Source organism: Stenotrophomonas indicatrix (genome assembly GCA_041545745.1).
In the GTDB taxonomy this organism is placed as follows: domain Bacteria; phylum Pseudomonadota; class Gammaproteobacteria; order Xanthomonadales; family Xanthomonadaceae; genus Stenotrophomonas; species Stenotrophomonas indicatrix_A.
Genome location: CP168152.1, coordinates 559319 through 571386, shown reverse-complemented (window position 1 = coordinate 571386; position 12068 = coordinate 559319). Strand labels below are relative to the sequence as shown.

General features: G+C 65.4%; 10 protein-coding genes. 5 read left to right on the top strand and 5 right to left on the bottom strand.

Features of this window, described 5'->3' with window-relative positions; genetic code table 11:
• Positions 1 to 303: 303 nt before the first annotated feature.
• The 3 genes from ACEF39_RS02580 to ACEF39_RS02570 all read right to left on the bottom strand — a co-directional run bounded on the left by ACEF39_RS02580 (position 304) and on the right by ACEF39_RS02570 (position 2110).
• Positions 304 to 540: an HP1242/YdcH family protein gene (locus ACEF39_RS02580; RefSeq protein WP_093818802.1), complete on the bottom strand. Its 237-nt coding sequence runs from the start codon at positions 538 to 540 to the stop codon at positions 304 to 306.
• A 323-nt stretch (positions 541 to 863) separates the two neighbouring features.
• Positions 864 to 1748, bottom strand: a complete 885-nt coding sequence (locus ACEF39_RS02575; protein ID WP_500286863.1) for an OmpA family protein — start codon at positions 1746 to 1748, stop codon at positions 864 to 866.
• Complete coding sequence (locus tag ACEF39_RS02570; protein WP_025878451.1) at positions 1745 to 2110, bottom strand: DUF4398 domain-containing protein; 366 nt, start codon at positions 2108 to 2110, stop codon at positions 1745 to 1747. The genes ACEF39_RS02575 and ACEF39_RS02570 overlap by 4 nt, the downstream gene beginning before the upstream one ends.
• Before the next feature lie 121 nt (positions 2111 to 2231).
• Here ACEF39_RS02570 and ACEF39_RS02565 point away from each other — a divergent pair, with 121 nt between their 5' ends.
• The 3 genes from ACEF39_RS02565 to ACEF39_RS02555 all read left to right on the top strand — a co-directional run bounded on the left by ACEF39_RS02565 (position 2232) and on the right by ACEF39_RS02555 (position 6225).
• Positions 2232 to 3359, top strand: a complete 1128-nt coding sequence (locus ACEF39_RS02565) for a PilT/PilU family type 4a pilus ATPase (RefSeq protein WP_223494152.1) — start codon at positions 2232 to 2234, stop codon at positions 3357 to 3359.
• Positions 3360 to 3488: 129 nt separating this feature from the next.
• Entirely contained in the window at positions 3489 to 4772 is a 1284-nt protein-coding gene (locus ACEF39_RS02560) for a putative DNA modification/repair radical SAM protein (RefSeq protein ID WP_500286862.1), read from the top strand.
• The gene (locus ACEF39_RS02555; RefSeq protein WP_500286861.1) at positions 4753 to 6225 is read left to right on the top strand and encodes a UdgX family uracil-DNA binding protein; all 1473 of its coding nucleotides are present in this window, start codon (positions 4753 to 4755) and stop codon (positions 6223 to 6225) included. The genes ACEF39_RS02560 and ACEF39_RS02555 overlap by 20 nt, the downstream gene beginning before the upstream one ends.
• A gap of 33 nt (positions 6226 to 6258) precedes the next feature.
• Here the strand turns inward: ACEF39_RS02555 and maiA are convergent, their stop codons facing one another.
• Both maiA and ACEF39_RS02545 read right to left on the bottom strand, forming a co-directional pair.
• Complete coding sequence (gene maiA, locus ACEF39_RS02550) at positions 6259 to 6927, bottom strand: maleylacetoacetate isomerase (protein WP_500286860.1); 669 nt, start codon at positions 6925 to 6927, stop codon at positions 6259 to 6261.
• A 14-nt stretch (positions 6928 to 6941) separates the two neighbouring features.
• Positions 6942 to 7931 (bottom strand): fumarylacetoacetate hydrolase family protein, encoded by a 990-nt coding sequence (locus ACEF39_RS02545; protein WP_500286859.1) that lies wholly within the window; start codon positions 7929 to 7931, stop codon positions 6942 to 6944.
• Positions 7932 to 8218: 287 nt separating this feature from the next.
• Between ACEF39_RS02545 and ACEF39_RS02540 the strand changes: the two genes are divergently transcribed.
• Both ACEF39_RS02540 and ACEF39_RS02535 read left to right on the top strand, forming a co-directional pair.
• Positions 8219 to 9570 (top strand): IS3 family transposase gene (locus ACEF39_RS02540; RefSeq protein ID WP_500285688.1). Its coding sequence is split into 2 segments (ribosomal slippage): positions 8219 to 8675 and positions 8675 to 9570, totalling 1353 coding nucleotides; the frame shifts between segments, so codons are not numbered across the junction.
• A 740-nt stretch (positions 9571 to 10310) separates the two neighbouring features.
• Positions 10311 to 11732: a DEAD/DEAH box helicase gene (locus ACEF39_RS02535; RefSeq protein WP_500286858.1), complete on the top strand. Its 1422-nt coding sequence runs from the start codon at positions 10311 to 10313 to the stop codon at positions 11730 to 11732.
• The last annotated feature ends 336 nt before the right edge of the window (positions 11733 to 12068 follow it).

The window sequence follows — 12068 nt, the reverse complement described above, 5'->3', positions numbered from 1 at the left end:
CGGATGGCGACGAAAGTCAGGAGCCGTTTCTGTAGCGCCGGGCCATGCCCGGCGGGAGGCGTGCCGACCAACGGTCAGCACCCACCAGCTCGGCTGGCGGCCCAAAGGGATGCGGACGGCCCCGGATCGACGAGGAGACCGGTACCGCCCGCATCGGGGGACGTGCCTGCAGGGCCAAGGCACCACCGCGTGTGGTGCCTTGGCGCGACGCCTGCGTTCAGCGGCGCCGCGTTGCCAGGTCAGGAGTGCCTGGCGGGGCCATCGATGGCCGGGTCATGCCATTCCGGGCACGACCGGGATGCGTCAATGCGTGGGGGACGACGCTGCGAGCGGTGTTTCGTACATTCGCAGAAGGCGTTGCTTGGCCAGCAGCTTCTCGCGCTTCATTCGACCCAGGGTGACATCATCGATCGGGAGTACACCCAACTCCGCATCCATGCACTTCTTGTTCAACTTGCGGTGCTGGTCATGGAGTGCCCGGAACTCCGGATCGCGCGCGCGACGGGCGTCGATCTCGCTCTGGGGCTGATCTTCAAACATGATGGACCTCCTTCGACAGATACACGAACGCCCCGGCCGCAAGGCACGGGGCGTTGTTCATGGAGGAGTGCCGGTCGATGCCCACATGGGTAACCACAACGACGTGCCGCACTGGCCTGCGCACATCGATCTGCTGCGGTTCGCGCCCTGCTTGCATCGGCCCGGCCCTCCCATCGTCCGGTGCGCGTTATTGCGTCCCGGACAATTGACCCTACGCTTGCTCTGGACGGGGTTCAAGCCCCTGCGGCAAAAAGACCGAACCCCGCCGAGGCGGGGTTCAGGCTGAATACTCAGCACAACGAAAAACAAACAATATCAAGCAATTACGGCGCGATGACGACCTCGGCCGAGCGGGCCCGGGTCGAAGCCGCCTTCTTGCCAGCGACCTGGATCCGGCTGCTGGCGACACCGGCCGACACCAGCGCGTCGCGCAGTGCCTCGGCGCGCTTCTGGCCTACGCCATTGGCACTGTCATAGGCCTCGATGCGGATCCTGCCCTTCTTGCCGATGTTCACGTACTCGGCCAGGGCCTTGGCCTGGTTGCGGGCGCCACCGGACAGGTTCGAGGCCCCGGCAGCGAACGCGTCACCGGCAAAGGTGAAGACCTCGCCACGGCCATCGAACTTCGAGCCCGGCAGCTTCTGCCCCGAGACCAGCTCGGCTTCCTCACGGGCCAGCTTGGCCGCGTTCTGCTGGGCCGAGCTGAGGCGCTGCTGCTGCTTGCCAGCCACGCTGGTCAGGGCGTTCTCGGCATCCTGGCGTGCCAGGGTTTCGGCCTCGGCCGCCTGGCGCAGGCGTTCGGCCTCTTCTGCCTGCATCTGCGCCTGCATGCGCAGCTGCTCGGCTTCCTGGCGGGCGCGGGCAGCGTCGCGGCGGCTGGCTTCGATCAGCAGGTCGCTGCGGGTGCGCTCCAGGCGATCAACCTCACGCGCGGCCAGTGCAGCCCGTACGGCGGTCTCGGCGATCTCGACCCGGCGCTCGGCCAGGTAGGTGGCCAACTCCTGGTCACGGCGCTTGGCCTTCTCCAGCGTGGCGATGGCCTGCTGCGCCTGCATGCGCTCGAAGGCGCCCAGCTCGGCGGTGTCCGGATTGGCCTGGATCGACAGCAGGCGCTGGCTCAGCTGGCCGACCATCGGGTTGTCCGCGGCCAGGGCCAGCGTCGGCAGGGCCAGCAGTGTGGCAAGGGTCAGGACGGAGATGGTCTTCATCGGCGGTCCTCCCCGGTCGACAACTGGCGTTGCAGCTGGTTGACCTCGTTGCGGCGCAGCTGCAGCTGCGCGGTAGCCGTGGCTTCCTCGCTGCGGGCACGGGCCAGATCGGCGTCCACGGTGGCGCGCAGGGCCAGCGCCGGCGCGTTCTTGCGCTCGCGGCGGTCGCCAGCGGCACGCTGGGCCTGCTCCAGTCCCTGACGGGCCAGCCCGATCAGGTCCGGGGCGTACTGGTCGGCATCGGCCTGGGTGGCCTTGTCCACCGCCTGCCGGGCCTGCGCCAGTTCCAACGCGCCGTCCTGCGCCCAGGCGGGGGCAGAGAGTGCGAATGCAAACGCCATCACATACAGGCTGTGGCGCATTCGTGCGAAGCTAAGTCGTTTCATTGGGGAGGCCGTACCGGTTGTCGGTTCGCGGCCATTGTCGTCAAGCCGGTACCGTGCTTGCAACGGGCACCGGCAGTTTCGTTGGGGAAAATTCGCAATGGATATCGGCTACTTCCTGAAGCTGATGACCGAAAAGAACGCTTCGGACATGTTCTTGACCACCGGAGCGCCGGTCTACATCAAGATCGAGGGCAAGCTGTATCCGCTCGGCAATACCGGCCTGCCGCCGGGCATGGTGAAGAAAATCGCCTACTCGCTGATGGACGAGGGCCAGGTGCCCCAGTTCGAGCGCGAGCTGGAGCTCAACATGGCCATCGCCTTGGCCGATGCGGGGCGTTTCCGCGTCAACGTGTTCAAGCAGCGCGGCGAAGTCGGCATGGTCATCCGCGCCATCCGCAGCCGGATTCCGAGCATCGAAGAGCTCAACCTGCCGCAGGTGCTGAAGGACGTCATCATGACCCCGCGCGGGCTGGTGCTGGTGGTGGGGTCCACCGGCTCAGGCAAGTCCACGTCGCTGGCGTCGATGATCGACCATCGCAACAGCACCACCACCGGTCACATCCTCACCATCGAGGACCCGATCGAGTACCTGCACAAGCACAAGATGTCGATCGTCAACCAGCGCGAGGTGGGGCTCGATACCCACACCTTCCACGACGCGTTGAAGAATGCGATGCGAGAAGCACCCGACGTGATCCTGATCGGTGAGATCCTGGATGCCGAAACGATGGAGGCGGCGATCGCCTTCGCCGAAACCGGTCACCTGTGCCTGGCCACCCTGCACTCCAACAACGCCGACCAGACCATCGAGCGCATCCTCAACTTCTTCCCGGAAAGCGCGCACAAGAACGTGCTGATGAACCTGGCGCTGAACCTGCGAGCGGTGATCAGCCAGCGCCTGGTGAAGAACAAGGAGGGGCGCCGCCTGCCGGCCACTGAAGTGCTGATCAACACGCCGATGATCCGCGACCTGCTGCGTCGCGGCCAGGTGCACGAGATCAAGGCGGCGATGGAGGCCTCGCTGGAAGAAGGCATGGAGAGCTTCGACCAGTGCCTGTTCCGGCTGGCCAAGAACGGCACCATCGATCAGGAAGAGGCACTGCGTGCGGCCGACTCACGCGATGGCCTGGCGCTGAAGTTCCGCCTGTCCGAAGGCGGCAGCGGCGAGCATGATCCGTATGCGGACTTCTCGGCCGGCGCGCCGAGCATTACCCACGGGTTCTGAGCAGGAAAAAGGGGACGGAGGGGATTAAGTCGTTTGTGGCACAAACGACTTAATCCCCTCCGTCCCCTTTTTCTGAAGGGTTAAGGGGCGGTCTCATCCAATGAGACCCCTCGTGCGTAGGTTTCCTCAATGGAAACCATCCGCAAGTTGGCCATCCTTGCCGACGCCGCCAAATACGACGCGTCCTGCGCCTCCAGCGGTGCGGGCAAGCGCGATTCGCGCGCGTCCGGCGGCATCGGCAGTACCGAAGGCATGGGCATCTGCCACAGCTACACGCCCGATGGCCGCTGCGTGTCGCTGCTGAAGATCCTGCTGACCAACTTCTGCGTGTACGACTGCGCTTACTGCGTGAACCGGGTGTCCAGCAACGTGCAGCGCGCGCGTTTCAGCGTGGACGAGGTGGTCACGCTCACCCTGGACTTCTACAAGCGCAATTACATCGAAGGGCTGTTTCTTTCCAGCGGCATCATCCGCAATGCGGACTACACGATGGAACGCATGGTGGAGGTGGCACGTCGGCTGCGCGAGGAGCATCGGTACGCGGGCTACATCCATCTGAAGACCATCCCCGAACCATCCCCAGAGCTTCTGGCCGCCGCGGGTCGTTACGCCGATCGACTGTCGATCAACGTTGAATTGCCCACCGAGGCGGGTCTGGCCACCCTCGCTCCGGAAAAGACCAGCACATCGATCCGCGGCGCGATGGGTGAGCTGCGCTGGCGCATTGAAGAAGCCAAGGAGGCCCGCAAGGCACCGGCGGTGCTCGCGCCGGCTTCCACCCGCAGCGCGCGCCCTCGTCCTCCCCGCTTTGCACCCGCCGGGCAGAGCACGCAGATGATCGTCGGCGCGGACGGTGCCAGCGACCAGCAGATCCTGACCAGTGCCGACAGCCTCTACGGCAACTACCGCATGCGCCGGGTGTACTACTCCGCCTTCAGCCCGATTCCCGATGCGAGCCGCCAGCTGCCGCTGCAACCGCCCCCGCTGCAGCGCGAGCACCGGCTGTACCAGGCCGACTGGCTGCTGCGCTTCTACGGCTATGGCGTGGAGGAGATCACCGACACCACCCAGGGCGGCATGCTGGATCTGGACATCGATCCGAAGATGGCGTGGGCGATCCGCCATCCCGAGCGCTTCCCGGTGGACCTGAACCGTGCACCGAAGGAGCTGCTGCTGCGGGTACCGGGGCTGGGCGTGCGCAACGTCAAGCGCGTGCTGATGGCACGCCGCCACGGTCGCCTGCGCGTGGCCGACCTGGCCCGGCTGAAGGCGCCGCTGAGCAAGCTGCTGCCGTTCGTGCAGCTGGCCGACCACCATCCCCGCAACGCGCTGGATGATCCGGCGGCGCTGCGCGCGAAGCTGGCCCCACCGCCGCGCCAGGGCTCGCTGTTCGATGCCGCGCCCGCTGCCTGAGATGCAACGCTGGTCATTGCGGGTGGACCCGCCGTGGTCACTGGACGCCTGGCGCAACGCGGCGCGGGAGGCGTTGCTGCGCGACGTGCGCCCTGAGCAGCTGGACTGGCTGGTGGATTCCGAGTCGTCCCTGCTGGATGCGCCAGCGGTGCAGCAGGCGCCGTTGCCCGACGGTGCCGCCACACCGAACGTGCCGCGCGACTTCGTGGAACTGGCCGCGACCTGTCTATGCCATCGCGATCCGCAGCGCCTGCCGTTGCTGTACCGCCTGTTGTGGCGCATCGCCCACGGCGAACGCACGGTGCTGTCCAATCCTGCCGATGCTGATGTGCTGCGTTTGATGGCGCTGGCGCAGGCGGTGCGCCGCGATACGCACAAGATGAAGGCCTTCGTGCGCTTCCGCGAGGTGCCCGGCGAGACCGACGCGTTCATCGCCTGGTTCGAGCCCGATCACAATATCGTCGACCGCGTTGCACCGTTCTTCGCCCGCCGTTTTGCCGGCATGCGCTGGGCGATCCTGACACCCACGCGCAGTGTCCGCTGGGATGGCAGCGCACTCTCGTTCGGTGACGGCGGCAGCCGCCGCGATGCACCTGCCGAAGATGCACGCGAGACGCTGTGGCAGACCTATTACGCCAGCATCTTCAATCCAGCTCGGCTCAACACGCGGATGATGCAACAGGAAATGCCAACCCGGTACTGGAAACATCTTCCCGAAGCACAACTGTTGCCTGGCCTTGTGCGCGATGCGGCCAGCCGCGTGCAGGAGATGCACGATCGGCCGGCGCAGGCACCACAACGACGTATTCCAGCGCGGCCGAACGATGCCGCCGATGCCGCTGCGGACGATGGCAGCCTGCAGGCGCTGCGGCAGCAGGCGACCGTCTGCCGGCAGTGCCCATTGTGGGAAGCATCCACCCAGACCGTGTTTGGTGAAGGTCGTGCCGATGCACGCATCATGCTGGTGGGCGAACAGCCCGGCGATGTCGAAGACCTGAGTGGTCGCCCCTTTGCGGGACCGGCGGGCAAGCTGCTGGACCGCGCGCTGCAGGAACTGGGCATCGAGCGCGGCACGCTGTACCTGACCAACGCGGTGAAGCACTTCCACCACGAGCGGCGCGGCAAGGTGCGCCTGCATAAACGTCCCGAGAGCCGCCATGTGCACGCCTGCCGGCCGTGGCTGCAGGGCGAGATCGCACGGGTGAAACCGAAGATGATCGTCTGCCTGGGTGCCACGGCAGCGACCGCGTTGTTCGGCAGCGGCTTCAACCTGATGCGCGACCGTGGCCGCTGGCTCACGCTGGAGGATGGCACCCGTGGCTACGCCACAGTGCATCCGGCCTGGGTGCTGCGGCAGAAGGATGAAACGCGGCGCGAGGACGCCTACCGGCTGTTCCGCGATGACCTGCGGCAGCTGCTGGTGGCCGATTCCGCACGCGCCGGAGACCGGTAGCGCCGGGCCATGCCCGGCGAGCATAGCGGCACGTCAGGCGGCGTCGATCTGGTTTTCCGGGCGTGCTCCGGTGAATGCGTCCAGCTGCTGGCAGGCGGTCTCGATCCGGCGCAATGTGGGGTACGGCGCCAGATCCAGACCGAAGCGGTGCGCGTTGTACAGCTGCGGCAACAGGCAGATGTCGGCCAGGCCCGGGCGGTCACCGTGGCAGAACGTGCCGGTCTCCGCGCTGGCGGCCAGCATCGTCTCCATCGCCGCGAAGCCTTCGGCCATCCAGTGCAGCGTCCATTGCGTGCGCGCATCGGCGGGCAACTGCAGATCGCGCTCGAGGTACTGCATCACCCGCAGGTTGTTGATCGGGTGGATGTCGCAGGCCACCAGTTGCGCCAGCGCCCGCACGCGTGCGCGGCCAGCGGCATCGGCCGGCAGCAGCGGCACCTGCGGGAAGCGCTCTTCCAGATACTCCAGGATCGCCAGCGACTGGGTCAGCACGTGCCCGTCATGCAGCAGCGTCGGCACCAGCTGCTGCGGGTTGAGCCCGCGGTAGGCGTCATGGTGCTGCTCGCCGCCCTCGCGCACCAGATGCACCGGTCGTGCTTCGAAGGCCAGGCCTTTCAAGGCCAGGCCGATGCGCACGCGGTAGGCGGCACTGGATCGCCAGTAGGTGTACAGCACGATGCCGTCGTCGACCGGAATCTCCATCGCCGCCTCCATGCTCAGGGCTTGGCCGCCTGTTCGATGCGCTGCTCGATCGCACCGAAGATGCTGTTGCCGGCGGCATCGAGCATCTCGATGCGGACCACGTCGCCGAAGGTCATGAACGGCGTGCTCGGCTTGCCGTCGCGCAGGGTTTCCACCACGCGCTGTTCGGCGAAGCACGAAGCGCCCTTGCTGGTGTCTTCGTTGGCGATGGTGCCCGAGCCAACGATGGTGCCGGCACTGAGCGGCCGCGTCTTCGCCGCGTGCGCGACCAGCTGGGCGAAGTTGAACTGCATATCGACACCCGCTTCCGGCGCACCGAACCACTTATCGTTGATGTGGGTCAGCAGCGGCAGGTGCACCTTGCTGTCCTGCCATGCAGCGCCCAGCTCATCAGGGGTGACGAACACCGGCGACAACGCCGAGCGCGGCTTGGACTGCAGGAAACCGAAGCCCTTGGCCAGCTCGCCCGGGATCAGGTTGCGCAGCGAGACGTCGTTGACCAGACCGACCAGCTGGATGTGGCCAGCGGCCTGTTCGGGCGTAGCCGCCATCGGCACGTCGTCGGTGATGACCACGATTTCCGCTTCCAGGTCGATGCCATAGTCCTCGCTGACCACCTTGACCGCATCGCGCGGGCCGTAGAAACCGGCGCTGGTGGCCTGGTACATCAGCGGATCGCTGTAAAAGCTCTCCGGCACCTCGGCGCCGCGGGCGCGACGGACGCGCTCGACGTGCGGCAGGTAGGCGCTGCCATCAACGAATTCATAGGCGCGCGGCATCGGCGCGGCCAGGGCCTGCGGGTCCAGGTCGAACACGCCATCGGCGTCACCGGCATTGAGCGAGTCATACAGAGCGTTCAGGCGCGGAGCCAGATGGCTCCAGTCCTCCAGGGCCAACTGCAGGGTGGCGGCGATGCCGGTGGCGCGTACGCCGTGACGCAAGTCACGCGAGACGACGATCAGGGTGCCGTCGCGGCCGCCTTCCTTCAAGGAACCAAGCTTCATGGTGGGTGTCCGGAGTCGTGGGCAAACAAGTTTCAAGTGTAATCAAATATCCGGTGCAGCCAAGCTGCAGCGCGGCATCGGTCCACCCTACCGTAAGGGGGGATCGGCAGGGTTGCACCCTGCACCTGCAGAGGCAACGGCCAAGGCAACCGCGAAAGCAACGGCAACAGCCGGCTCTGGGTTTTCTGTGGGTTGGGCGGGGCGGTATGGGGCTGCAGGACACGCCGTAAACCCATCCATGAAGTGACCCCCGGAAGTTGGACACCCCGTCCAACTCCGAGGATTTCATGAATAGGTATGACGCGCGCTTCAAACTTCAGGTCGCCAAGGAGGCCTGCAAGACCTCCACATCCGTCAAGGCGGTGGCCCGTCGCCACGGTCTGGAGTTTTCGACGGTCCGGCGTTGGGCAGCGACCTACCGGCTGCATGGTTGGCGTGGGTTTCACCGCAAAGTCCGGTCCTACGATCTCCAGTTCAAGCTGGATGTCCTTGAAAAGATGCGTCAAGAAGGGATGTCTGGGCGCGAGGCCACGACCTATTTCCAGATCGGAGATGCCGGCGCGGTGGGGCAATGGCAACGGCTGTATGCTGACGGTGGCGCCCAAGCGTTGGCGCCGCCACCATTACCGCCCCCAAAGCCGATGAAGAAGACCCGCTCGTCCAAGCCAGCCGAGGACATGAGCCGCGATGAGCTCCTTAAGGAAGTAGCCTACCTGCGTGCGGAGACGGCCTACTTAAAAAAGCTCGATGCCTTGATCCAGGAAGAGCAGGCGGCACAGCGCACAAAGCGCAAGCCGTCCAAGGATTGAGGCAGGCCCACTCCCTGCCGCTTTTGCTCGAGGCGGCCGAGTTGTCGCGCAGCACGTTCTATTACCAGGTTCATGCCTTGGCCCATCCTGATGAGGGCGAGGTGGAACTGCGTGAGCGCATCCGCGCGATTTACGACGAAAGCCAAGGGCGCTATGGCTACCGCCGCATAACACTGGAACTGGCCAATCGGGGCGAGGCGATCAACCACAAGCGGGTGCAGCGCCTGATGGCCGAGCTGGGCCTGCAGTCGCGCGTACGCATCAAGCGCTACCGCGCGTTCAAGGGCACAGCCAATGTCGTGGTTCCCAACGAACTGGACCGTCAGTTTGAAGCCGAAATTCCCAACCAGAAGTGGGTGACCGATGTAACCGAGTTCAAAGTGCAGGGCATGAAGCTCTATCTTTCGCCGATCATGGACCTCTACAACGGCGAAATCGTGGCCTACCAGATGAAGCGTCGGCCGGTGTTCGATCTGGTGGGTCAGATGCTGGATCAGGCGATCAAAAAGCTCTCACCCGAAGATCGACCGATGATCCACTCTGACCAGGGATGGCACTACCAGCACGAGAACTACCGGCACAAGCTCGAGAGGCGCGGCCTGAAACAAAGCATGTCCCGACGTGGCAACTGCCTGGACAACGCGGCCATGGAGAGTTTCTTCGGGACACTGAAGTCGGAATTTTTCTACCTGAACAGCTTTGACAGTATCGAAAGCCTGGAAGCGGGCCTGGTTGAGTACATCAGGTACTACAACGAAGACCGCATCAAGCTGAAGTTGAAGGGCATGAGCCCGGTAAAGTACCGGGAACAGGCCAAGCTGGCCGCCTGACCGCCCAACTGTCCAGCTTTTGGGGGTCACTTCACCATGGGGGCTCGATGGCGCCATCCATGGCGCCAACGGTCCTGCAGCCCCATACCGCCCCGCCCTCGACAGTTTCCCGATGACGGTGGTAGATCCACGCCATGCGTGGATGAATCTCCAACGAAATCGAATATTTCGACAATTGAACGAAGAGCATCCACGCATGGCGTGGATCTACCGTGTCGACCAAGGTCGACACCCACCCAGAGCAGGCCATGCCATCCCGACAGATTGCGGAGATCTGTCGAAGGCGGGGTGGGTCCGGTTGCGGGGGTGTCCGCGGCATGGATGCCGCGGCCAAGCCTACAGGGACGTACTTGCGGCGCCCGCAACCGGACCCACCCCGCCATCCCACAGGAACCCGGCTTTTGCCGTTGCCGTTGCCTTGGCCTCGGCGGGTGCAGGGCGCAGCCCTGCCGAAACCCCAACCTGAACAGCCTGTTTTGCGTCAGGTCTCATCCTTCCGCTAGACTATGCGGGTCTGCAGCGGCCGTCCGTTTCCCTCCGGGATCGCCGGCGACCGGGGTCCGCCCCATCGCCCGCCCCCACTCCGACGCCGTTCGTCACGCATTCCAGCCTGCGCTTCGCGTTGGCTGCACCCAATTCTCGCAGCGCGGTTCACGGGAACGCTCCGAGTCAGCCGATCAGTTTGATCTGCCCCCGTCTGTCCGTTCGGACAGGCGTTAACTGCACTTGGAGCAATCTCAATGTCTTTTGAATCCCTGGGCCTTGCGCCCTTCCTGCTGCGTGCGCTCGCCGAGCAGGGCTACGAAACCCCGACCCCGATCCAGCAGCAGGCGATCCCGCTGGTGCTGGCCGGTCGCGACCTGCTGGCCGGCGCACAGACCGGCACCGGCAAGACTGCCGCGTTCGGCCTGCCGCTGCTGCAGCACCTGGGCACCGCTTCGCAGGAAGTGCGTACCGGCCCGCGCAAGCCGCGCGCGCTGATCCTGGCACCGACCCGCGAACTGGCCACCCAGGTGCATGACAGCCTGCGCGGTTACAGCAAGTACCTGCGCATCCCCAGCGCCTGCATCTACGGCGGCGTCGGCATGGGCAACCAGCTGGACATCCTGCGTCGCGGCGTGGATCTGCTGGTGGCCTGCCCGGGCCGCCTGATCGACCATCTGGAGCGTCGCAGCATCGACCTGTCCGGCATTGAAGTGCTGGTGCTGGACGAAGCCGACCGCATGCTGGACATGGGCTTCCTGCCCTCGATCAAGCGCATCCTGGCCAAGCTGCCCAAGCAGAACCGCCAGACCCTGCTGTTCTCGGCCACCTTCGAGGACAACATCCGCCAGTTGGCGCTGGAGTTCATGCGCAACCCGGAGCAGATCCAGGTGACGCCGAAGAACACCGTCGCCGAGACCATCACCCACAAGGTGCATCCGGTCGATGCCAGCCGCAAGCGCGACCTGCTGCTGCACCTGTTGGCGCAGGACAGCCGCGAGCAGACCCTGGTGTTTGCCCGCACCAAGCACGGCAGCGACAAGCTGGCCGCGTTCCTGGAAAAGTCCGGCATCAAGACTGCGGCGATCCACGGCAACAAGAGCCAGGGCCAGCGCCTGCGTGCGCTGGGCGACTTCAAGGCTGGCCGTGTCACCGTGCTGGTGGCCACCGACATCGCCGCGCGCGGTATCGACATCAACGAGCTGCCGAAGGTGATCAACTTCGATCTGCCGATGGTGGCCGAAGACTACGTGCACCGCATTGGCCGTACCGGCCGCAACGGTGCTACCGGTGAAGCGATTTCGCTGGTTGCGCAGGATGAAGTGAAGCTGCTGCGCGCGATCGTGCGCCTGCTGGGCCGTGACATGGACATCCGCGATGTGCCGGGCTTCGAGCTGCAGACGCCGATCCGCTGGGGCAACAGTGCACCGGGCAAGGCCGAGGCCGATACCGGCGAGCGCGTGCCGCGCAAGACCCACGCGCGCCGTCCGCACGGCGATGCGCCGCGTCATGCACATGCAGGCCCGAAGAAGGCCGGCGGTGGCCGCCGCGAGGGCGGTGGCAACGGCCAGCAGCGCGCAGGCGCAGGTGCCGGTCAGGGCCAGCGTCGCGGTGGCGGTGCCAATACGGGTGGCGGTCGTGGCCGCGGCCAAGGTGGCGGCGGCGGTCGCGCCAGCTGATCCCAGCTGACAGGGATGGCGTCTCCCGCTGCGCGGGGGCTGCTTATCGGGGGACGACGCTAACGCGTCGTCCCTTTTTTGTTGCTGGCTGCCGGGTGGTTTGAGAGCTGGCGGTGGGCTTTGTGTGGGCGTTGGGGAGCGGGGTCGGCGCAAAACACGCCGTAAACCCATCCATGGGGGCTCGTAGGCGCCATCCATGGCGCCTGCGGTTTTGCGCCGACCCCGCTCCCCAGCGCTTCAGACATTTCCAGCGCCTACTTGTCCCGCCGGGAAGCCGGGAGAAGAAGGATCAAACTCAAATTCAAAGACAAATGGAAAAGCCGGAATTCCAGCTTT